Below are 23,714 nucleotides of genomic sequence, written 5' to 3'. Positions count from 1 at the left end.
TTCGCCCCTCTTAACTTAAGAGGTAGTCTTGGAGCTATGTTCAGTACTAGTCACAACGAGAAGATGGTCGAAGTGTTAACAGGGGCCGAGCGCCGTCGACGCCGGACTCCACAAGAAAAGATCGCCATCGTGCAGCAGACCTTTGAGCCCGGGATGACCGTCTCTCATGTTGCTCGCTTGCACGACGTCAACGCAAACCAGCTTTTCAAATGGCGTAAGCAATTCCAAGAAGGGTCTCTCACGGCGATCACCGCCGGTGAGGATGTTGTTCCTGCTTCCGAGTTGGCTGCTGCCATCAAGCAGATCCGAGAGCTTCAGCGTCTGCTCGGGAAGAAGACCATGGAGAACGAGATCCTCAAAGAAGCCGTGGAGTATGGTCGAGCAAAAAAATGGATTGCGCATGCGCCCTTGTTGCCGGGGGACGACGATTAAGTGCTGTGAGCCAGGCTCTTAATGTATCGCGTGCGCAGCTATCCGTTCGTGTTCATCGAAAACCGGGTTGGCAAGATGGTCGTCATCATCGCCAGCGTGATGATGCAGCCTTACTTGGCCGTATCATGGAGGCGATGGCAGAGCTTCCCTCCTATGGCTATCGCCGGGTCTGGGCGCTGTTACGGCGTCAGTCTGAGGCAACAGAACAACCTGTGGTAAACGCTAAGCGGGTATATCGCGTCATGCGCGAACATGGCTTGCTGCTGGAAAGAAAACCAGCTGCACCATTGGCCCAGCAGGCACATAAGGGGCGTGTTGCCGTCAAGGAGAGCAATCGACGGTGGTGCTCAGATGGCTTCGAGTTTCGCTGCGATAACGGTGAAAAACTACGTGTCACGTTCGCCATGGATTGCTGCGATAGGGAAGCGTTGGACTGGGCGGCCAGTACTGGGGGTTACGATAGTGACACTGTGCAAGATGTCATGCTGAGGTCTGTCGAACATCGCTTTGGGGATTCGTTGCCGGCATCACCGGTGGAGTGGCTGACTGATAATGGCTCGGCGTATCGAGCCCATGAGACCCGCGCGTTTGCACGAGAAATCGGGTTGGAGCCCAGAACGACAGCAGTGAGAAGCCCACAGAGTAACGGTATAGCGGAGAGCTTCGTGAAGACGATGAAGCGAGACTATATCGAGATGATGCCAAAACCGGATAGCCGAACAGCGGTAGGCAATTTGGCTATCGCGTTTGAGCATTATAACGAGCACCACCCGCACAGCGCCTTGGGATACCGTTCACCACGGGAATTTCTGCGCAGTCGGGTATCACAACCCTAAGCGGGAAAAAGTGTCTGGACCTATGGGGTCAAATCCAGCTGATTTGCTGATGCAGCTATTTCTGCCGATTAATCATGCCGCTGATGAAAGAATGTGATCGGCTATCTGATGTGCATTTAGCTTTGGTTGGCCGGATATCGCTGAGGGAAGAACTAGCGCCTTCAGTTGCGCCTGGAGCCAAAAAATAGACAAACCCATAATTCCTGAATTATCATCCAAAAATCTAAAAACATGGAATTGAGGGGGATTGTTGAATGAGCAGTGTATTGGCAAGGCAGCAACGCCTGGTTGGCTTCGAAAAACTCCGCGGCCAAGCAAGAATGCTGTTGGGTTACATAGCCGATGTGAAGCAAGACCGCCGGGACACTTCCATTGAGGACGGGTATCAAAGTGCGGTTTACACAATGTACCAGGTGCAACGTTTACCTGAAATGACTCGAGCCAGGGTTGAAGGGGCTATCAAGGTGTTGCGGGAAGGTGGTCGAGAGTTCAGCCGGCTACCCGCAGAGAAAAACGCACTCCAACCACACACATTTTCTCATGCCGATGTTCGGGCGATTTATAAGGCTGCAGGTCAGCGTTCGTTTGCCGAGATCAAGTCCACTCTAGGCTCCGATACTCTCGCCAAGGTTGTTGCTTGCCTCAACCTCAAGGGAGGGGTCGGCAAAACCACATCGACTGTCACCATCGCGACCGGTTTGGTTCATCATCGCAACCTGATCCGCCATCAATTGCGGGTAGCGGTCATCGACATGGATCCTCAGGGGTCAACTTCCGTGGCTTTTGGATTCGCCGGGCTTGGTAAAGAGCCACAACATTCTGCAATCGAAGCCATTGCCACCAGGGCTACACCTGAAACGGTAAGGTCCTGGATGCTGCCTACTTCTAGCGATGGGCTATTTGTCATGCCAGCGGGAACTGCAGATGGATTCTTTTCACTGCAGGCATACCAACACGCCGCAGATACCGGCATCAACATGACCGAATTGCTGACAAAATATGTCATAGATCCGATTCGTGATCACTACGACCTCATCTTACTTGATGCGGGACCTCACCTTGATGCGGCCTTGATTAACACCTTGCAAGCGAGTGACAGCTTGTTTGTTGCTATTGGCCTCGACCCGCTGGAGTTTGACTCGAGCTTGAAATTCCTCGAGTCCATTCATGGGTTGTTGGCGAACATTCCCTCCCCAAACCTTGATCCCGCATCCGTGTGGCTTCTGGGCAGTAAATTTGACGGCACCAATCCACAGCATCTGGATAACTACATGATGCTCAAGAACCTTGAACCTGCGAAGTTGTTTGTCAACAGGATGGAGCAACTGAGGCCATTCTCTTCTGTCACTGAAGATGGCCGCACCGTATTCACCATCCAACCGAAACATTATGCAGGAGATACCAGGTCACTCAGACGCGCCCAGAACGTTGCGGAGAACGTTGTGGCTGAGTTTTTCTCTAACATTCTTGAGGTAGCAAACTGATGAATAAAAAGCGCACGCCAATGAGCGAAGGCCTAGCGGCCCACATTGCTACATCAGCAGCCGCGCAGTCCATATCAAGCGGTGTGTTCAGCATGCCTGAGGATGTGGCTGGGGGATTTCAGGATGCAGAAGAAGCATTGGCCAGTAAGATTCGTTCGACCGGTGCTTTCCGGGTTATACGCCTGAAAAGCGGGCGCCTCGTGCGGCTGACGTCTGTCTATATCCCCTCTGCACATGTTGAGGAGCTAACCTACATCCACGAAGCGAACATTCGCTCCAAGTCGGGAGTGACTGAAGATACTGTAGATGACCTGATCGGCTCAGTTCGCTCTGGTGGTGTCGTAATGGAGGTGTTGGCAGTACGAGGGGCAGATACCAGGTACGGGATATTTGACGGTCAGCGTCGCCGATACTGTGCGTTGTTGGCGGAAAAAGGCTTGCCCATAGCTTACACCGACGAAACAGAGGATCTGAGCATGGCTGAGCTACGCGAGCTCAGTCGAATTGCTAACCTCACTCGACCCAACTCGCTTTATGATAAAGGGCTGCATTATGCCCGGGTGATGAAAGATGAAGGGCTGGATGTACTCAAGGTAGCATCGTTATTCGGGGTGCATGAGTCAGAAGTCCGCGCTTCACAGTGGGCACTTGAGATTCCGCTGCCACTCTATGAACTGCTACCGGATGGAACTGGCACTGGACGCCCAACAATACTGAATCTGCGCAGAACCCTAAAGCTACTCACGAAGGGACAAGTTGAAGCCCTGATATTATGGGCCCAGGGTAAAGAACCATACCCCTCAGCACCGAAAGCACTGGCCGACATTGCCGCACAAGCTACAGAACTTGCGGGTGAAAAGCCGGAAAAGCGTACCAATGTGAATGTGATTGCCGGGATCGCGGTGAAGCAAAAAAAGGGTAATACTTTCGAGTTGACCCTACCAGACGAGATCTCCAGTCAGCAACTGTTCGATCTCCTTGCCATGCTCAAAATGTGAGGATCAAGCTGGGCATGGGAGCAACAGCATCAATAGGGTTTCACCAACATGCCAGAAAATAAAAACCGCCTGAAGGCGGTTTTTATTTGTTGTTGTGTTCATGGAATTCAGAGACTCTGCGGAGAGTATCCGAATGATGACCACACTTTTTCGTCAATGGGCATGGGGTCAACTGATAACCGGTGAACGTCGAAAAACGCTCCGTGGGAATCAAGGCCGCCATGCCGGAACATGTTCCACATGAGTTGGCCCACAACCCGGGCAGCCGTTGAGTTAACCCCGAAATCTTGTTTGGCGACGGCCTCCGCTGATGAGCAGCTCTTGGATAGGTCATCCACCATCACCTCATACTGCCCCGCAAACAAGTCGTAGGCTGTCGGCAACCCAGCCCCCCCTAAAACTACCTGCCCCGTCTTGTTATCGTTGCCAGCATCAATCCAGAGGCGGTTTGATTTGCTCAATGTTGCAAACTTCGACCCGAATTGTACACGAAAACTAGGCTTGTCCACTGCTGTGATAAATACGGTTGGACGGCGGCGATTAAGGAGTTCCTGACCCACCTCATAGTCTCCCCTAGCCTCCCAAGCGAAACCGTTATAGCAACGCTCCGCATCGACTAAGGCTTGTGCTTTGGGGAGCCCCAGGTCTGCCGCATGGAACCTCTGGCGACCTAAATTAGCTTCACGAACTGGAGAGCCATCATAGGCAGTCACACTGATACCGGGATGACCAAGACGGGTCAAGAGATCATGTAACATTGACAGCTCGCCCATGACAAAACTGCCAGTCCCTCCACACCCAATTAGCACAACATCCACTTCCTGAGACAAATACTCGATGGGGGTTTTCCACTTCATCGCCCTGCTCCTTTTCTCAACTTTCGCAATTATCCCCTTCTTTATCGTGATGCAACCTGTTCAATCCAATCACCGAGATAGCCTATTCTCGTCATCTGGGATGCAGTTATTGTTGGGATTACGCCGGTCTTTCTCCGCTCTACGTCCATCCCGACCCAAAACGCGGTTGGTGTAGAGCCATCGGCTACCGCTTGGGAGTTGTTACTGTGAGTTTTAAGTGCGTCGTACATGCAAGCCTCAATCTCCGGCAAGGTCGAGAAATCAATTTCTCGGGGCAACGTTGCACTTCCAAGGCAAAACCCTCCTCCGTGGTAGCAGTTGGGCATAGGAACATCGTAGACATGGTTCTCGGGTGTAGGGCGTTCGTCGGTGTCCAAAGCGGCTACAGATAGCCGTGCCGACCCTTTCTGGACATTGAACACTAGAGCTGGCCAAAGGATCTTGAAACCGCAACGCTCACCACCCACCTGTAACCATAACATCCCTTCCCGCGAGGGCTGATACCATGTAATCGCGCTTGGGCTACTGAGTAGCACGTTAGAGGGGATGAATTGGTAGTTGCCCTTCGTGTTACCCTGGGAGCGATCCAGAGAGCCTGTGAGGTCTGCCAACAGCTCATGAATAGTCTGCATTGACAGGGGTTCACCTAACCCGAGTTTGTCGTCAACGATGGCGTGTCGTGTAATGCCGGTTAGGTCTGCCATCTGCTCACTAGAGCTGGAAAATACGAGCGCAAGGCGGGGTAAAGTCTGTTTCTTCTGACAGGTATTATTTCTGACCACTTGCATGACCAGCTTCCTCTTTAACGTTGTTTCCTGCGACGTACACAGCGGCCATAATTGCAATGCTTCGCTGCCACGATTCCATGGCCATCAAAGTATCATCATTGATGTGGACGCAAACGCTAGAGGTACATAGATCCCCGTTCATGGCAAAGTCGTTGTGAGTGTTGTAGGCATCATCTGCAAGCTCCCTGCGCGGAAGTGCCTTTGTCTCAAAGGGGATTTTAAAGTCAATGGATATGTCAGACTCGTCTTGGTAGTCGAAAACCTCTTTCGAGACCCTATAGGTCGCCATTTCCCTTTCAATGATCGTCTGAGCCCCCAATAGGAAGGCACTCAGAGAGGTGTTATCTTCCACCTCGCGCAAGCGGCCAAACACAGCCGCAAGTCCCCCTTCAGCAGTTATCTCCTTTACTGACTGCTCGATTTCAGCCCAGCCAGCTTTCTGATGGCAATAATCAAAACAGCTCCACATGGCTGAGTATCCATCACCACCGAGTTCATCACTGGCATCATTTACCTTCATAAGAACAGATGTTGCCTCTGCTTTGCCACCGACCAGAAGCGCGAGTTTATCGAAAAAGTCGGGGGCTTCTGTTTCGAATCTGGGAGCTGAGTCTATCTTGGATAATTCACTTTCTGCCCGCTCCAGAACGCCGATGAACTCGTGAATTTGGGTGGCCTCCAAAGTCTCGGGTAACTCAAGATCGTAACACTCAGTCATCCAGTCGAGAGTGTATTCAAAGAAGGCATTGCTTGGGATGAACCCTACCAGTGGGAGTTGCGAGAACATGAGGTTTTGAAATGCTGCGAGGTAGTCGCTGGATACTGACGATGGAAATACCATGAATTCTAGATCTGAAAACAGCCGGAATCTTAATTGCTCGCTGGACTGACCGAACTCATTACCGTTTCGGTCGTTAACAAGGCCAAAACTAAAATCAAGAATCTGCTTACACGTTGAATAGCTATCGTCAAACTCTCCGGCCAATATTTCCCCACCCACGTTTATCAGTATCTCCCGCAGTTCGCGGGCACATGCCTCCCCTGCTCGCTCAGCTCGCGTAGATAGCTCTTGGCATACCACATGCGCAAGATCCTCAAAACGACTCAGGCGCTCTGCTAGAGTTTGTGCTGCCACCAAATAGGTCAGTTCCGTGGCCCCCCATCCGTTCTTGTGAGCCAACGTAACAACAGACTTCAACAGTGGTGCAATTTCCCCCAGAGAGTGAATAGATGATTGGAATCCATCTGTAGTCGAAAGCCCCGGTCTTGGTATCACAGCCCCACGCAGACGCAAGGATGGGGGTACTTGCAAACGTGCGCGATCCTGCCCTGTCAGCGAGGCCGGAACGCCCAACCGGATTGCAAATCCCGCTCGGTTGGTGCTCTCGCAACTTTCTGAGCAAACTGCACCCATTTCATTTTCTCCTTGGCAAATGCTTCTAGGTAATTTTGATCGGAAACTGGCTCTAACGGCTGTTCTGGTTCAGCCTCAATTACATCCAGCCATGCGGCTAGTTCATCATGAGTCGGCATGAAGGCACCTCCTATGCAGCCAGTATCTCTTAGATTGTTCAGACGCAAGATCAGCTCAAGCTCCCAAAAATACAGTGTATTTTTGTTGCTCTCTTGCGCCATCAATAACAAGTTGGAAACATAAATACACTGTATTTTTCGGCTGTCAGCTCACCGACGATAGCCCCCCATCAACTGTGATGGGTCACTCAAACCACCCCTAGAGGACTGATAGCTGGCGACTGAAATCTATGCACCAAAATGATAAAACCGCCTTGCGGCGGTTTTTGATCCCCTCCCCCCTCCAACATCTAACCGTTGGTTTTAACTGGGGGTATTAGAAATTCGTATTGCAATGTATTCCCAACCAGAAGGCCATCTGTCTCGTACAAGGTTGTCCAGCGCACCTGTGGGTAGGTGGCTGATAGGATCTGTTGTGCCGTTTCGAGTGGCAGGCCAGGAACAGGGTCATCTACGATAGCAGAGCCAATTTTAAAGGTTCGACGCAGTAAGTTGATGGTTTGCATATGGACTCCCCTTAGATACCCAAAGAGGACAAAATGTCTTGGTCAAAAAGTGCTTGGGTATCAACCTTCTCCTGAACTGCCCCTGCCCCTGCTGGAATAGCATCATCAGTGACTGGCTTTGTGGCTTCCCCCTTTTTCTTCTTCGGCTCAACTCCCTTGACCGCCGCTTGAGATACAGCTTTCTGCAATTGCTCAGTGATGCTGGGCTGGCGCAATGTCCCAGAGAGAGCTTGAGCATACTCGTCAAGGATCTCAGCTAAGCGAGTATCAATGTTACTTAGAGGTGCGGAAACGATAACCGGAGTTGTCAGGGCTGCACGATAGGCTTGTCCTCCCTCCTGATAGCCTGCCCCGGTAACATTGGCCGCAGGAGCCGAGAGAACGGGGATGATGATCACCTGTGTTAACTCTGCCGAGCCGGACACTTGAAGGTTGAACTGACTCACCCCGAGGCGAGTGGAAAGGCATTCAATCAGGGGCTGGAACATGGATATTTCTCCGGTCTGGTTCTTGATTCAGTGGACTTAGGTTAACCCGATACCGGCTGATGCAAGGGGCATAGCGATTAGCTTGCCCCCCAATAGAACGACATAATCAAGCTGTTAGATAACATCAAGCCTTTACTTGGGCTAACACCTGCAATGCAGTGATGTCAGTTTCAGAGCGCATGAGAACCGCACTATTCTGCTCCGAGGTGTCGATGGTCAGATTGACTATTGCGCCGGACAATCCGCGCAGAGCATCGACGAGATAACCGACATTGAAAATGGCCGATACTCTGTCTAAGCCTGACGGCATCTTACAGGGGACGATCTCGGTTGCCCCCTCGTCGCTCCCTTCGTTCTTCGAGCTGATAGTGATCTCCCCAGCTTGAACTTGGAAACGTACAGTTTGCTTGCGACCATCAGCAAGAATCTTGGCTCTCTCAAGGCATGAAATGAAATATTCCCTATCTACCCCTAGATCAGCCCAACCATGACCAGAGGGACTCGGGATAACACGCTGCCAGTTGGGGTACTTTCCTTCTAATAGGCTGAATTGTAGCCTCCAACCATATACCGGACAGATGATGGCAAGGCGTGAAGTATCAAAGAGAACTACCAGCTCACACCCCAATTTTGTCATTGAAATTATCTGCTGCACTTGTTGTTTAGGGATCAACAGCTGACGCCCCCGCACATCACCGCTAATACTGCTGATAGGGATCTCTCCTTTAGCCAGCCGCATTCCATCGGATGCCACAACTACGGCCCTCGTTTCGTCCAGCTCAACGCAAATGGAATTGAGCGTGTGTCGACAATCATTAGCCGGAACCATACGGTTTAGACGGGTCAGGGTGGGAATCAGATCGCTGCTTTGGATGGAAAAACGAGAGGTGTTATTACAAATCTCTGGCTGTGGGAACTCGTCGGCTGACAAGCACACTAACTGGAATCGACTACGCCCTGCTTGAACAACGCCAGATAATTTATTGCCGTCAGAGCAAAACTTGACAGTTGCGATTGCATCAACGGGCATCGAGTGAACGATGGCATTGAATTTTGCCGCATCAACGCAGATAGAACCAGTGCCGTTGAACGAATCCATTCTCGTCATGCGGGTCGCAAAGAAACCACCATTTGTGGCTTGAACTGACAGAACACCGCTCTCTGCTATTTGCAGGAGAAGGTATTTATGAATCGGTGCAATGCTCCCTTTAGCATGAGCTGCAACGAAGGTGATTGCGTCGGTAAAAGATGAACTGGATTTAAAGGTAAATTCCATCATAACGGTTGTCTCCTTGGTGCGTGGAGTCAACTTACGCCGTAACTTGATAATGCAAGTGCCCATCAGGTAGGTCACCTTGCAAAAGTCCTCTGATGGGTTGGAGTAAGGGAAGAAAGAAAAACCTGAAATTGTACCGACTGGATGAACTGAGCATGTTGTCACCCTTGCGCATCCTAGCGGAGTACAACCCCGCTAGATGGCTCCCAGGAACAGGACATATTGTGAAATCCCCACAGGGGATCCTAAAGGGGTGTCCCCCGCCTGCTAGGCGGGGGAGGGGAGAGGGACTATTCGAACCCCTTAAGGTAAAAGCTGGGGGCGTAGCCTGACCAATCGAACGCAAAGGCTCCGACAGTCTTGATAAGGTCGCCTTTGCTCATACCGATAAGTTTTTTCAGTGCTTTGGAATCGTGGGCAGCTTCATAGGCAGTCAAGTAGCCGGACTCCTTCAAGATGAAGGTGATTGTATCTGTTGTGTAACTTTTCAGTCGCTCGGGTGTGGGAACCCATTGGGCTATAGCCTTCTCCTTAGCGTTAGGTGCGTGGGGGAGTGTTGCCATCATAACGTCCACCATGGGGCAGTAGCCGGTGCCGTCTAATCGCTCGACGATAAAGCTCATGGTACTGGCAATCTCGCTTCGCAACGCCTCAATAATTTTACTGCTATCAGCGATGGTATCCGGCAGGGCGCGTCCAAAGGTTGCTTTGCCAGCAACGGACAAAAGGCTCGACAAAACAACTGATAGTTGAAAACGCTGTGAAGCCTCAGCGTCGCTTCCCCACGCCTCAACGGCTGCGCGTCTAAGCATTATCTTGTGGTCTGCAACCACCGAACTACTCAAAGAGGTAGTGGGATCACTATCGGCAGCCTTTCTTTTAGGCACATTGGGAGCCTGCGTATTCCCTTCATCCTTTTGCAAGGGTTGGGCTGCGTTGGTGAGGGTGGGATCAATCCCTGCCGCCCAGTTCGCCTTTTCAGTGATTTCTGCAGCTTCCGCCACTGCATCACGGTGCTTAGAAACACACGTTTTGAAGCAATCTGGGTCGGTACATCGATCTTCGAGCACATCACCCGCGGTATCAATGCGGTCATCGAGCAATGCAACGCGCTTCGAGCAAGGTAAACAGCCATCAAACATCTGCTCTGCGCCAACCGTGTCATGGCTTACATGGTTAATCGAACCTTGGGATACTTCGGATAGTACAATGATGGTGCCGTAACGCTCGGCGAGTTCGTCCTTGCGGGCCGCAACCATAGCAGCAGTCTTTTGTTTAAAGCACACAAGATTCCGGCAAACAGCCCCGTCTACAACAGCGAACTCATTAAACAGGCTGGATTGTTGCTGACTGTTGTGAACGCAGGAGGCGCAATCTCCAACATCAAAACGCGCGGAGGAAATCGGTGCCGAAGCTTTACCAAGCAAGGCTTTGAGCGCATCTACGCTAAGGTTTTTCTCAGTAATTGAGGGCAACAGAGCGTTCTGCGCCTCAGCACTGATACCTGCGAGCAAATCGGCATGACGAAGTGAAACCAATTTTGCTGAGATTGCATCAAGCACTGCCGGAGTGCAGCGAGTAAGATGCAGTCGCTGTTTGAGGCGACCCAGTGACCAACCGAGTTGCTTGCGGGCTTCTTCGTAATCACCATTGCATAGAGCTAGTGCCGTTTGTGCTGCGTGGGCTTCATCAACCGGCCCCATGTCTTCCCGCTGCAGGTTCTCCATCATGCCAATGGCAACGCCTTCTGAGTCACTGCAATTGACGACAAGGGCGGGGATAGGGCAACCCACAATTTTAGCGGCATCCCAACGGCCATATCCTGCTAACAGCTCGAAAATACCTGCCATTTCTGGATGGGGGCGAACCGTCACCGATTGGATGATCCCGCGCAGCCTCACATCAGCGAGAAATTCCGTCCACTTGGCATTATTGCGGTTTCCGCGACGGACGTTGCCCCAGGGGGCTGCGACCACCTGATCAACAGTGAGCATCACCAAAGAATCATCCGTGCGATTGGAAGCGCCTTGTTTCAATGCGTTCATGTTCATAACCCTATTTTGGTTTCAATGGGGTTATGATCCCACGGCATCGGTCAATGCAAGGGAGGGCAAACCAATATTCAGAAGTTGGGGCTATCAAATAACAGACGAATGTCTTTCGTCAACGAACCCCCCACCTGTCAGCAGGGGCTACATCATTCCTCAAGCGGCCACTTGATGTGCTGAATGTATGGCAGAATCTGCCAACTCCTTTTCAAGTTGCCGCAAAAATGGGATCAGTTCATCAAGCTCTGCTTGGGCGCTGAATGGCTTCGCAGCCTCAATACGATAGTCGGTAGCGTTCTTTGTCCAAGTAGCCATTTGGGCTGTGGCTATGTTTGGTAAGCGCGGCAAGTTATCGACGAGCGCGACGAAGGCCGCCATCACAGCGTTAATGCTATTGCGCTCTACATTTCTCAGCTCGTAGTGATGACCGGAGGGGCCGCGAACTGTGAACTCGGTGGCGAAGCACAGTTTGGCGAAATATGGCTTTTCATAGACCAGAGTAGCCCCCCGGTAAGTAGCCATGTCGTGTTGACTGCCAATATCTGCACGGTAGTTCAGTCTGCTATATTTTGAACCGACAGCCGGGGCGGCGGTGGTTATGTTTAGACGATCTGTAGCCGTCGAATCCACCCCCATTTTTTCATATGTCACACCATCCACGGTAATCAACAACTCATCCGCGGTGGCCGCAATGTTTGCTGCATCGGCTCGAATCATCTGCATTTTGGCCGCCAAGGTTGCGACTCTTTGCTCAAGGGATTGTGCTTGGTCGTCCAATCTGACGTGATTCCGGAACCAGTTATTCCGGGCTGCCTCAAGCTTTCGCAGCTTTGCTTTGCCTTTGACATGAGCCAGGATTCGCGGGTCATCGGCTACGATGGCGCTTAACTCGGCATAATCAATCGCTTCATTTTGCTCTGTGTAGTGCCGGACGGAGCTATCGAGTTGACGGAACCGGCTGATAAAACGCTGCTTGGTGTTGAGTAATCCCAGTTGCCAAGCATCAAGACAGCGACGGGTGATTGGCACGACAATATCAATGGTGAACTCGGGATCATTCGCCCATAACAGGTTGCCTTGGCGCTCAATGCGGCCAGCTCGTTGAGCCAAATCACCGGGTCGATATGGGAGATCGAAGTGAACCAACGAAACCAAACGCCGGTTGATATTGAGCCCAGAGCCTGCCAATTCGGTAGAGCCTAGCAAAATTCGGATCTGCCCCTCATTCATCATGTCACGCAACGCTTCCTTTCTCGCGTCTGTCCGGTAATCGTGGATAACTGCGATCTCGTTGCGGGGGATGCCGCCCACAACCAATTTTTCTACCAGCTCATCGTAGAGGCTGAATGAACTGCCGACCATGGCGGTAAGTTCGAGTTCGTCTAGGCCTTCAATACGCTCTAACGCTTCTTCATCACCCTGTCTGGCAAGGTTGAAAATTGCCGCCCACTCTTTCGAAGCTCCGGCACGATGGCGAGCGGGAATGCTACGATCCATGAAGACCATCTGAGTACCGCGAACGCTAGTTGTACTTTGATATTTATCGAGCAGATAGCGCACTACGGTATTGATTTTGCTGTCCTGGTAGTCCGGTGCGTCTGGGTACACAAGCCGAGCATCGAGAGAGAGCATTCGCCCACGGTTGAGCAATTTTAGGGGGTTGTTCTCCCGGTTATCGACTCGAGAATATGCACTGACGATTTCAGCGAAGCCGTTTTCCTGGTGCTCATTGGGTTCAATCACCAATTCGATGATCTTGCCCCCCGTGAGGGGAGGGATAGCACTGCGGCCATCAGCTAGTTTTGGCAAGACATTTGGCAACTGCTCAGAAGTAACTACATCAGCGAAGCTTGAGTAGATAGCTTGAAGCTCTGTCAAATTTGTGAATGTACTAATGCGAGTTCTCATCTTGTAGCCACGCCCGGACGCCGCCAATTCATAATCTGTCACTGGCTGAGCGAAGACTGCACTGAATGCGTCAAAGTGGGTCAGCTTTGCTGACTGAGCAAAATCTTGGGACATCACTCGCAGATGTCGATGTGCTTCCACCACAGAGTTGAGGATTGGTGTTCCGGTAGCCTCAACATAACGACCACCGGCTCGCAGAACAGCACGGCTTTTGACAAATAGATCAAAGGCTCGCTTACTGCCTGATGCCTGGCCCATTCCGGCAACGCTTTGCAGGGATGAAGAATAGCTAAGGTTCTTACCGAATTGGCTCTCATCAATGATCAGAGTTGTGACCCTCAGGTCCGCAAAGTCGAGCATTTCATCAGTGTGTTTGTTCACAAGTTCTGCAAGGTCAGCTTCTTTGCGCTGGATCCGCGTCTGCATCCGGCGTACAGATAACCGCTCATGTTTCAGCTCCGACAAACACCGGTGAAGATCATCGATCTCTGCTTCCAACATTTCGACCAAGAGATCGTGAGGGGCTGGGATTAGCCCGAACACACTCAACGGAATGATGCATAGATCGAAGTCTGTCATTGCAAGGCGGGCTAAGGCTGTGCGGCGGGTGGTCGGGGTCATCATAGTTTTATCGAGCACAAAGATATTCATGCCTGGAAAAATGAACTGTGCGGCGGTGGCATGCTGCGCGACGAGGTGATTGGGAGCGACCAGCACTACACGCTCACATTTGTTAATGCGTCTTAGTTCGCTTGCCGCACCAATCATTGTGAACGTTTTTCCGGCGCCGACAGCGTGATCAATCAAAGTGCACGACTCATGAATGATCCGAGCAATGGCGTTTCTCTGTGTGTGATATAGGTCAACTGCACTACCAGCTAAAGGCAAGTGTGAGCCATTGTATTTCGGGGCAACAAAGCCGTTGAAATGTGCGTTGTAAGCAAGCTCAATATCGTTGCGGCGTTCGGCATCATCCAGCACCCACGACTCCCAAGCCGCCTTAATTTCCTCTGCTTTGTGCTGGGCGGCCATTGTTTCGTCCGGGTTCGGAACAGTCGTATTAGATATGCTCGGATGTGGATCGCGTACCTCAATGGTGCGATTGTTCAAAAGCGCAATGATCAAGGAGGTCATGTCGCGGCGCTGCGTACCCCATTCAGAAGTTAAGACGGTCTGAGGGAGAGAGTCATGCGAAACATGATACTCGTTGTCGATAAGGGTAACTTGTGCTTTCAATTTTGGATGACCGACCAGATGGCGGATAAAATCGGCGTGGAAATGGTTAGGCAGCCAACGGGAGTTCATCGGTGCAAAAATGTCTACCGCCTTGATGGGTGAGGGCATTACTCGCTGCAGGTTGGCAACATTGATAGCAAACAGAGGGTCGGATTCGGCCGCCCCTTGTGCAGCCTCAATCTTGCTGGGGATGTAACCTGAAAGGTACTTTGCCGCAATGACCAGCTTGCCACTTTCGGGGTCGGCAAATGCCAGAGATTGTTCGGCCAACTGATGCAAAAGTTCTCGATCTGTTCCTTTAAAGCGGACCAGATCCCGAACGTATGAAAGATCGACCTCACCCTTGTAGCTCACGGAGATTAGAACGGCGTCGGCAAGGTTCGCGGCATGGCTGGGAGTGATCAATGGGGTGATTGCGCGGCGGGTGAACAAATTCCCCTTACTCCATTGCTCTTTACGCTCTGCGATGCCCTCTTTTTCGGCAACCGTGGCACTGATCGGCGCGATGTAGTCCAACTCGAGAGCTCGCAAGCGGTAATACCAGGGATCTTCCCCAAGAACGGATTTGTTCTTGGAAGCGTGGAACGGACCGAAGTCGGCAGTAAAGCGGTCATAGGTCGCATTGAGATCAGCCCTAAGAGCTCGCAAGTTGGCGTCTGGCTGATTGCCCTGCTCTGCGTTGATGAGTGATGCCAACACCCTCTTAACTCTCAGCATGGCCGTTACACGTAGCCTATCTTTGGCTGATTTAAACTCGCACTGTTGGAACGTGGGCATCTTAACCCCGTTTTCATCAACATGATCTGCCACTCGACGCATCAGCTCACCCGCCGGAGTTTGGCAAAATTCATATGGTCCAACATCGTCCATACCTGCGGGGGCAGAAACGACACCTTTCCTTGCAACCGGAGCAGTAGACTTACGGAAAAACAAAGGGTTGGAGGTCTGGATATCGAGGATTTCAGTTACAACACTCGCAAGATCACGGCCAGGATCTGCAACGTTGCAAGACACATTGAAGGTGCCAGGTGCTGAGATTTTGCCGGCGACGAGTTCAGGACGATCCACAAACAAGCGATTCACACGATATACCGAGCCTGCTTCGTCGTGGACCTCTACGGTGTCGATCCATGAAGGGTTTTCTTCCGGATGCTGGCAGGCTTGAAAGACCAGAATATCGGTAACAACGTTGGCCCCTTCACCCTTGAACACCGAATTTGGCAGACGACAGGCTGCAACCAAATTTCCCCGGGCCGAGAGAGATAGCCGCGCATCGCTATCTTTGGAGTCCATTACCCAGCTTGATACGACAACAGCCATAAGCCCGCCGTGGTGCAGTTCGCTCAACCCTCTAATCAGAAAGTAGGAATGTAGTGGGAGTGTGCCAAATGCTCTATCCCTGGCAGGAACAGAGCTGTATGGCGGGTTCCCAATAACTAAGGAAAAGTCGCCACTATACGGGAGCTTTACGTGCTCGAACGGCTGGTTGACATAGATCTTGGCTGCAGGATTCAATAAGCGGGCGATAGTCCCTGTCAGGCCATCCAGCTCAACAGCAAAGGATTTCATCGCTGAAAGAGTCGCCGGGCGACTCGCCAAGAAGTGACCGGACCCTGTAGCAAAATCGAGCAATGGACCGTCCTGCACACCAAGGCGTGCGACGGAACGATACATGGCATCGATAATCCATTCGGAGGTGTAATAGGAGGTCAATACAGATGCTTCCAACGCCGTGAATTCTGCTTGAGTGACAAGAGATTTCAATTCGGCATGCTGGGGGTGTTCTGGCTCAAAGAGTCCTGATAGTTGACCCCATCCGGCATACTGAGTAAGGACATCGCGCTCGACGTCAGATACAGCCAGCGAGCCATCAGCCAAACACCGCTTTACAATTTTGATCGCTTCAAGATTGTTCCTGATTTTTTGTGACACCGTTTTTGCGATGACGGTGGTTTTGTGCCCAGGAAGGGGAGGGCAAAACAAGTAATCAAGAAAAGCTGTTGCGTTCAAAAAGGACATTTATAGCACCCGTAGACGATTTTTTGCTTACGTCGATCATCCCTCAGATCTTCACAATGCAACTGGAGCCATGAGAGGACTGATGGCCTAATCCATTCCGTTAGCAAGTAGATCCAGGTTTGCAGGTATTCACAGGCGAGCCCGCCAGCCATGACCTCCTGAACACACGCCGAATACCGGCACTGAGTTGCCCCCAGTCCCAACCGATGTGTGGGTCACTGAGTTGGCCTGCACCATCGATGTGCTCGCGGCATCGTTCTGCAGAGCGGCGGCGCGGTGCTGCAAGTGGCCAGGATGTTCCCGCTGGTGCGCTGGGTCGAAGCTTTTGTCTGTGTGCATGCTGAATTGCGGTTCCGATTCTCCGGTGACGCTCAGGGCGGCCAGTGCCGGTGTGGGTGATCCGGTGCTGCGCCTGGCGGGCCGGTGCTGCAGGTGGCCCTCGGGCCGCCGACGAACTCGGGGGCCATGGTGGCCAGCGGCGGCGGGCGGGTGATCTGGTGCGGTGTCCGGCGGACCGGTACGCAGTTGGTCTCCGGGCCGGTGCCGGGATCTGGTGCCCTGGGTCGTCGAGGAGCTCGGCGCCCAGGGTGTCCAGCTGGCTGGTGCTGCAGTGGCCCCCGGGCCGCCGACGAACTCGGGGCCCATGGTGGCCACTGCCGCCACTGCCGAGGGGGATCTGATGCATTGTCCAGGTGGCCGGCGGACCGCTGCCGGGATCCGGTGCCCCGGGTCGGGTCGCTGCCGAGCTCGGCGCCCAGGGTGGCCAGCGGCGGCGAGTGGGTGATCTGGTGCGCGGTGGGTCCCCGGGCCGGTGTCGGGATCTGGTGCCTCGGGTCGCCGATGAGCTCGGCGCCCAGGGTGGCCAGCGGCGGCGGATGGGTGATCTGGTGCGCGGTGGGCCCTCGGGCCGGTGTCGGGACCTGGTGCCCCGGATCGCCGATGAGCTCGGCGCCCAGGGTGGCCAGCGGCGGCGGGTGGGTGATCCGGTGCCTCGGGTCGCCGATGAGCTCGGCGCCCAGGGTGGCCACCGGCGGCGGTTGGGTGATCTGGTGCGCAGTGGGCCCCCGGACCGGTGCCGGGATCCGGTGCCTCGGGTCGCCGATGAGCTCGGCGCCCAGGGTGGCCAGCGGCGGCGGGTGGGTGATCTGGTGCGCGGTGGGCCCCGGGCTGGTGTCGGGATCTGGTGCCTCGGGTCGCCGATGAGCTCGGCGCCCAGGGTGGCCACCGGCAGCGGGTGGGTGATCTGGTGCACGGTGGGCCCCCGGCCGGCGCCGGGGAGCGGAGGGGCCTGGGTGGTGGTGGGGTTTTGTCGGTGTGCATGCTGAGTACGGGATCCCGGGTCGCCGATGAGCTCGGCGCCCAGGGTGGCCACCGGCGGAGGTTGGGTGATCTGGTGCGCAGTGGGCCCCCGGACCGGTGCCGGGATCCGGTACGCAGTGAGCCCCCGAGGCCGCCGCGGGTTCGGCGCCTAGGGTGGCCACTGCCGGCGGCCAGGCGGGTGAACCGGTGCTGCAGGTGGCCCCCGGGCCGCCGCGTACTCGGCGCCCAGGATGGCCATTGCCGGCGGCCGGGCGGGTGAACCGGTGCTGCAGGTGGCCCCCTGGCCGGTGTCGGGACCTGGTGCCCCGGGTCGCCGATGAGCTCGGCACCCAGGGTGGCCAGCGGCGGCGAGGTGGTGATTTAGCAGCAGACCATGGACAAAAAGGAAGAGGATGAAATGGGGTAACGGATGGAGGATAATCAAGTCGGTGGTCTGGCTAGATGTTGTGTAGCTATGTCCACTGACTGAAGGACAACATTTTATTCTCACCGGAAGGAAAGATGAGATATTTTCTGAGAGTAATTAGGTATCTCGTGACTGGGAGATTAACAATCCGGAATGCCTTATATGTATTGCGTGTAAAACCAATAGCGGTTGTGAGCAAAGGTGTGACTTGGATTGTCGACCCAGATTTCATAGTGTGAGGGATACATGGGAATACTGATTATCAATTCCGGCGATCCAATGGTGTTGCCGCGGATTTCCTCAAATGCATTCGGTGATGAGAGCTGGAGTGGAGCTCAAGTGAATCAACTTTCCTGCGAGCAAATCGAGCAGATTTCCCGGTATTGCCGAACAGAAGGGCGCAGGCAGGGATGGAACGATTCAAATGGTCGGCGTCTTGGAGAACAAAGAGAAGGACCATTTCATCCAGAATTGCTCGGGGGTGAACCATATAGGGTGTGGCAAGAGAGCTATGACGATGGGGTTGAGGAGCAGAGACACGCCACACACGCACCCAGAGTCCCTGACCCGGAGGAATATTGGGGTGATCTGTGAGACTGACGAAGTGTTGAGATGCCCCTCCGCCATGTTAGAAATATCGCGTTTATTTTAACGGTGATAACGATATGATTGAAAACTGAAGCGAAAAGCTCATCTTCAGGGCTTCGGCTTTATTGGGTTTACAGAGAACGATCGAAACCATGAACTAATAGCTGGCAATTTCCAGTTAGTTCTTTTGAGTAGGACTGTTGCATGCAAGAATTTTTTAAAACTCTGTTGAATATTCGAAGCCTCCGGGCTGCTCTTCGTGACCTGCCGTTTGAACAAGTACAAGAGGCCCACGAGAAATTCGAGTTGGTGTACTTGGAACGTAAGACTCAGGCAGACAAAGAAATAGCTGCTCAATCAGAACGAAAGAGCAAGTTGGCCGAGTTCCAGGAGTTGCTTGCCCAGGCCGGCATCGATCCCAAAGAGCTTCTTGGGGATACTGCAGGTGTGGATACTAGCTCCAAGAAAAAGCGCACTCCGAGACCACCCAAGTATCGCTATGTCGTCGATGGAATCGAACAAACTTGGACAGGGCAGGGGCGCACCCCGAAGTACCTGGCCGAAGAGATTGCTAAAGGGCGATCACTGGACGACTTCCTCATCTGAAGGTGATGGCCATGCCAAAATTGGCATGGCCATCAACTTTTGAATCTGTACCTGATTGCCAGATATTGGCCCTCTAGGTTACTCTGTATTAGTCCTCGGTGCCCTCGTGGGGACAGGCCATCCTCGGCCAGGTACCAACATCAATCCCCCAGCCCTGCGCCGGCATTCCCACCCGTGATCTATCACCCAGGCCCTCGTTGGCTGATTCTGCATGTCCGTTCACCGGTATTTCGCCGGCGTCAGCGCACATGCAGAAACAGCCCAAGGCTGTCTCTATGGCACTCGGTCTGCAATGTGCCACTCGTGACCAACACCAACTCGGGCGCAAATCCCCAACTCAACGAGGCTAAATCATGTTCGAAGTAACAAATACTGGAAAACTCATATCTAATGGCCAGCTTGTAAGGCTGGGGAACTCTAACCTCTATGCAAGTGTGAGCCCAGGTGAAGGAAGCAATTTCATAAAAACTGTTGTAAGGACGCCGGCCGCAGACATAGACCTACTTAATTCAACTTTCACATCTAGCGTGTTAGATGCTGATCAAGTCATAAATGCACTGAACGGTGTTGATCCTACATGGCCCTTGCTGCTTGCCAACGCGCTAGCAGAGAAGGTGGCTTAACAATTCAAGCCACAAGGGCACAGAATCAGGAGCTCAATATGTTCAAGTTAGGAATGTGTACTGCAACTCTACCCGCTTTGGAAGCCTTGAAACGGCTAGGGATAGCATCATCTGATTTGCTGGATTCACATAGAGAGGGGTTACTGTGGAACCATACACAGGGACTGCAAAACCTTGATGCAATCAGGACTGGGGAGCGAGTCCTATCAAGCCTGCCAGCAGGGCAAAGCCAATGTTTCATATGGGTAATCACGGAGGGTGATCGTCGGAATACAACAATCATCTTGAGTGATGAATACTAAGGGAGGACACCATGGAAAGCGTAAGTATCACGGTGGCCTTGATTTCCGGGTTCTTCGCAGTAATCGCTGTCGCGATCCCTTGCATTTTTGAGATGCGAAATCGCAAGGCGAAAATGCAAGAAGAACGACAGAAAGCCTTACTCAAACTTGCTATGAAGGATCTCGAGTTCCTGTACTCTGTTGAGAGTCGATTACTTGCGACGATCCAAGACATGAGTGGTGAGAGCATGAAGGTCAGGATACGGCAAGAGGTCACGATAGACACAGGACTAGTATGGTCGGGTCAGTTCACGCCAAGCCGAATCCATCAGCGACAACGCCAGATGGAAAACACATAAACCCAGAACCCGCCTAAGTAATTGGCGGGTTTTTTTTCACTCGGATCTCTAGACCGCTCAGAAAACCCCCCCCATTTTTGCTGTGCAATTATTCCCGCTTGAGTGCGGTATAACGCCACCTAGGATTTTCTATACGGTGGCGTCTATGAGAAAAAGTATTTTGGCATTCAGTGTCGTTGCCCTGCTGGGGATACCGCAGGTGCAGGCTTCGCCAGGCGACTCTCGACCTGAGAGAAGAACTCTGCCAATGACGGAGATGGCACGAGATACTTATGGCGACAAGACGCTCATAGAGCTCAACACTGAAATCGAACTGTTACAGAACGACCTGGCCCTTTTGCGTGATGAGTATGCCAAGCATAACGCTCGGATCACCGGCCAGATCACTCGTCTACGACACATCATCAATGACCGTCAGCAGGCGATCAATTTTATTCGTCGGGACCGCGAACAACGTTACTTCAGCGTGCATCCGGGATCGCTACGTGGGCAGTTGGAGAGCCTCCGCTTTGCGTTGGGGTTGCAGGCAATCCGTTGGTCTAAGACCGTCCCGGCTCACTGCGACTGGCAGTTTGATGCCGGATTCGAGGTCGATAAAAGAGAGCCGATAAAGGCTCTTGAAGCGTTCCTGGCTGGACTGCCGCTTCTGCCACAGATTCATGAAAGGGATCGATCTGCGACAATCACAGCGACGGAGATCATCAAGTGCGACTGAAGCTCCTGTCGGTGGCGGTAGCCGCAGCCTTGGTGGGAGGGTGCAGCCCGAGCAACGTGTATAAAGATCACAGCGCCCCACAGATCGTGTCGACACGCAACCAAACCAACACCGTCGCACAAAACCCTGTTGGAGCTGGGCAAAATGACTTGGCTGCTGCTGTTCAACAAAAGGTTGAGAAAGCAACAACTAGGCACGAATGGGCTTCTGTTGCGACTGCAAGTAGTACCATGAAGCCGATGCTTGAATCAGCAACGAACCCCATAGTAAACACGCCCACAGTGTTGATGAAATCCCAGGCACCTATTGTGACGAGTGGGAAGGTATTCGTTCCCATTAATAAAACAAAACCGATTGTCGTCACAGTAGAAAAAACGTCATTGATTGTTCGAGCCGGTGAAACTTGGGAGCGTGCATTCTCGAGATGGTTCAGAGATAACGGTTATCAAACAGTTCTCTATTATTTTCCCGGTGGAGTGCCTACTGGTTTTACATCCATTCCAAAGAAAACGCATTTCTCCGCGAATGATTTCCAAGGGGCAATATCCGCAGCACAGATTTCGTTTGGCAATGAAACAAATGGAAAGTTCATTGTTAGTTATGACGCTATGAATAAAAGTGCAGTAATTCATGTTCCGGGGGTGTTGGTGCAGACATTTAATGTCGCTGCCGGCAGCCTAAAAGCAAATGCAATTCGACTAACAGAGTCCTATGGATGGAATACGACAGCACAAGACTGGCGCCCTCAGGATGATTACTACGTTCCGTCAAGCTGGCCAATCGTCACGGAACGAGGGGATATAGCATCAGCACTTAATGCGTTGATCGAATCATACCCAGTGCAACCACAGCTACTGAAGTCAACACAACACGTTTATTTTGTGCAGGGGAACTGATTATGAAAACGCGTAGCGCTATAGCAATGGCTGTCATCATCGCTCTTTCAGGGTGTGGTGCTATGGACCATTTGGAGCAGAAAGATGCTGCTAACGATACACTTGGCCAAATCAAGGCATATGAGGGTAAACAAGAATCCTCTAAAAGCATCTACATCGATAAGCCCCCTTTGGACTTGAACCCGACAATTGGGGAGGGGGCTCCTTGGTGGGTCAGAAAGCCCGCCGCAATTCAAGGGCAAGATATACCGCTTAGCTTTGCAGTAAGGAACCTGCTGCAATCGGCAAATCAGAAAATTGCAGTAAACTATGGACCTGATGTGGTCCAGGACAAAATTATTTCAGTAGACTATCAGGGAGATATCAATGGGGCACTGAACGAGATAGCAGCAAAGGCTGATATCTCAGTAAGTGTTCATGGGAACAAAATAAATTTTGAACGATATGTAACCAAAGTATTCGAGTTAAATTCACTTTTGGGTAAAAGTTCATTCCTATTTGGACGAAAAGCCAACTCAGTTAATAATAGCGGTGAGGGATTGGCAAACCGAACTGTTACAAGCTCCCTTGGTAATTCGGATACTTACGCAACCACCGAAGTGGTAGACATAAATCCCTTTGATGACTATTTGGCGGCTATAAAGTCAATTCTGAGTCGTGACGGTGTAAGTAAGGACGATAAGAACCCATTGGAAGGGAATGTAATTGTAACATCCTCGACTGCTTCAATTCTGGTTAGAACAACTCCGCATCGGATGAGTTTGGTTGAGAGCTATATTTCATCAAGAAAACAGGCAATAGCACGGCAGGTAATGATTGAAGTCAAGGTGCTTCAATTCAAAGGGAGTAAAGGATCTGAATTTGGCATTGACTGGAATGTTATTCGCAATGTTTCAGAAGGAAAGCTGCAGTTTGCTGGTCCGTCACTGCCAACCCTGGGCGATACAGGGAATTATGGATTTTCATTTACTTCGACAAATCCAAAATGGGATGGTACGACCGTTCTGATGAAGTCGCTACAAACTCAAGGGCATGTTGGTGTCGAATATGAGCCGAGAACTGTTGCAAGAAATAACAGAGTTGCATCCATCGATAACTCTGAAAAGCTGACATATATTGCGAGAGTGACAGTTACGCCGAATGAAAATGCTGATGCAAGCGTTGAAGTAGAAGATGCTGTAGTTAGTGATGGCCTCACCATGTCAGTTATGCCAAATATTTCAGATGACATGGTAAACCTTCAAATTTCTGGAGTTCTATCCAAGGTTATCAATTGGGAAGATACAGAAGTGAGTGGCGTCACTATTCGTGCACCACAGGTGCAAGAAATAAAATTCGATCAAGATGTTGGTCTTAAATATGGTGAGACTCTCGTGCTCAATGGATACAAGCAGAAGTCGAATAAATCAGATGAGACATCTGTACTCAAGAATCCGTTCTTGGGCGGGAATTCAGGCGCAAGCAGCATGACAGAAACTATTGTTCTGATCACCCCTAAGCGGATATAAAGT

General features: G+C 52.0%; 18 protein-coding genes. 9 read left to right on the top strand and 9 right to left on the bottom strand.

The genetic code is table 11. The annotated features are described in order from the left end of the window. Window positions 1-63 precede the first annotated feature (63 nt). From ACPW75_RS24875 to ACPW75_RS24865, 3 genes are all read left to right on the top strand, one after another. A protein-coding gene (locus ACPW75_RS24875; RefSeq protein ID WP_102948393.1) for an IS3 family transposase occupies window positions 64-1,268 on the top strand; the annotation gives its coding sequence in 2 pieces (ribosomal slippage) (window positions 64-382 and window positions 382-1,268; 1,206 coding nt in all). Window positions 1,269-1,522: 254 nt separating this feature from the next. Beyond that, window positions 1,523-2,752, top strand: coding sequence for a ParA family protein (locus tag ACPW75_RS24870; protein WP_210538483.1), 1,230 nt, complete (start codon window positions 1,523-1,525; stop codon window positions 2,750-2,752). Then, on the top strand, window positions 2,752-3,750 hold the full coding sequence (locus tag ACPW75_RS24865) for a ParB N-terminal domain-containing protein (RefSeq protein WP_210538484.1): 999 nt from the start codon (window positions 2,752-2,754) through the stop codon (window positions 3,748-3,750). Before ACPW75_RS24870 ends, ACPW75_RS24865 begins: the two co-directional genes overlap by 1 nt. 107 nt (window positions 3,751-3,857) lie before the next feature. Here ACPW75_RS24865 and ACPW75_RS24860 read toward each other — a convergent pair whose 3' ends face one another. The 9 genes from ACPW75_RS24860 to ACPW75_RS24820 form a co-directional block, all read right to left on the bottom strand. Beyond that, entirely contained in the window at window positions 3,858-4,607 is a 750-nt protein-coding gene (locus ACPW75_RS24860) for a PRTRC system ThiF family protein (RefSeq protein ID WP_210538485.1), read from the bottom strand. 41 nt (window positions 4,608-4,648) lie between these two features. After that, window positions 4,649-5,395, bottom strand: a complete 747-nt coding sequence (locus ACPW75_RS24855; protein ID WP_210538486.1) for a hypothetical protein — start codon at window positions 5,393-5,395, stop codon at window positions 4,649-4,651. Beyond that, window positions 5,376-6,707, bottom strand: coding sequence for a hypothetical protein (locus ACPW75_RS24850; RefSeq protein ID WP_265216443.1), 1,332 nt, complete (start codon window positions 6,705-6,707; stop codon window positions 5,376-5,378). Before ACPW75_RS24850 ends, ACPW75_RS24855 begins: the two co-directional genes overlap by 20 nt. A gap of 20 nt (window positions 6,708-6,727) precedes the next feature. Next, entirely contained in the window at window positions 6,728-7,030 is a 303-nt protein-coding gene (locus ACPW75_RS24845) for a hypothetical protein (protein WP_236748011.1), read from the bottom strand. Between the two features lie 188 nt (window positions 7,031-7,218). Next, a complete protein-coding gene (locus ACPW75_RS24840) occupies window positions 7,219-7,434 on the bottom strand; it encodes a hypothetical protein (RefSeq protein ID WP_210538489.1) in 216 nt (71 codons plus the stop codon). Window positions 7,435-7,445: 11 nt separating this feature from the next. Beyond that, window positions 7,446-7,922, bottom strand: a complete 477-nt coding sequence (locus tag ACPW75_RS24835) for a hypothetical protein (RefSeq protein WP_425904486.1) — start codon at window positions 7,920-7,922, stop codon at window positions 7,446-7,448. A gap of 124 nt (window positions 7,923-8,046) precedes the next feature. After that, window positions 8,047-9,201, bottom strand: a complete 1,155-nt coding sequence (locus ACPW75_RS24830) for a DNA polymerase III subunit beta (protein ID WP_210538612.1) — start codon at window positions 9,199-9,201, stop codon at window positions 8,047-8,049. A gap of 287 nt (window positions 9,202-9,488) precedes the next feature. Further along, complete coding sequence (locus ACPW75_RS24825) at window positions 9,489-11,243, bottom strand: PRTRC system ParB family protein (RefSeq protein WP_425904485.1); 1,755 nt, start codon at window positions 11,241-11,243, stop codon at window positions 9,489-9,491. Between the two features lie 159 nt (window positions 11,244-11,402). After that, a complete protein-coding gene (locus ACPW75_RS24820; RefSeq protein WP_210538610.1) occupies window positions 11,403-16,409 on the bottom strand; it encodes a helicase-related protein in 5,007 nt (1,668 codons plus the stop codon). A 2,518-nt stretch (window positions 16,410-18,927) separates the two neighbouring features. On the opposite strand from ACPW75_RS24820, the gene ACPW75_RS24815 reads away from it, so the two are divergent. From ACPW75_RS24815 to ACPW75_RS24790, 6 genes are all read left to right on the top strand, one after another. Further along, the gene (locus tag ACPW75_RS24815; RefSeq protein ID WP_210538364.1) at window positions 18,928-19,329 is read left to right on the top strand and encodes an H-NS family nucleoid-associated regulatory protein; all 402 of its coding nucleotides are present in this window, start codon (window positions 18,928-18,930) and stop codon (window positions 19,327-19,329) included. A 353-nt stretch (window positions 19,330-19,682) separates the two neighbouring features. Then, on the top strand, window positions 19,683-19,952 hold the full coding sequence (locus ACPW75_RS24810) for a hypothetical protein (protein WP_216945329.1): 270 nt from the start codon (window positions 19,683-19,685) through the stop codon (window positions 19,950-19,952). A 313-nt stretch (window positions 19,953-20,265) separates the two neighbouring features. Then, the gene (locus ACPW75_RS24805) at window positions 20,266-20,592 is read left to right on the top strand and encodes a hypothetical protein (protein ID WP_210538363.1); all 327 of its coding nucleotides are present in this window, start codon (window positions 20,266-20,268) and stop codon (window positions 20,590-20,592) included. Between the two features lie 145 nt (window positions 20,593-20,737). Continuing rightward, window positions 20,738-21,307 carry a hypothetical protein gene (locus ACPW75_RS24800; protein WP_210538362.1) on the top strand — a complete coding sequence of 190 codons (570 nt, stop codon included), beginning with the start codon at window positions 20,738-20,740 and terminating at the stop codon, window positions 21,305-21,307. Further along, window positions 21,298-22,203, top strand: coding sequence for a hypothetical protein (locus ACPW75_RS24795; protein ID WP_210538361.1), 906 nt, complete (start codon window positions 21,298-21,300; stop codon window positions 22,201-22,203). Before ACPW75_RS24800 ends, ACPW75_RS24795 begins: the two co-directional genes overlap by 10 nt. 2 nt (window positions 22,204-22,205) lie before the next feature. After that, complete coding sequence (locus tag ACPW75_RS24790; protein WP_210538360.1) at window positions 22,206-23,711, top strand: hypothetical protein; 1,506 nt, start codon at window positions 22,206-22,208, stop codon at window positions 23,709-23,711. Window positions 23,712-23,714 lie beyond the last annotated feature (3 nt).

This window comes from Aeromonas sp. FL131, from assembly GCF_049860615.1.
Lineage (GTDB): Bacteria > Pseudomonadota > Gammaproteobacteria > Enterobacterales > Aeromonadaceae > Aeromonas > Aeromonas hydrophila.
This window is presented reverse-complemented; position numbering and strand designations above follow the sequence as displayed.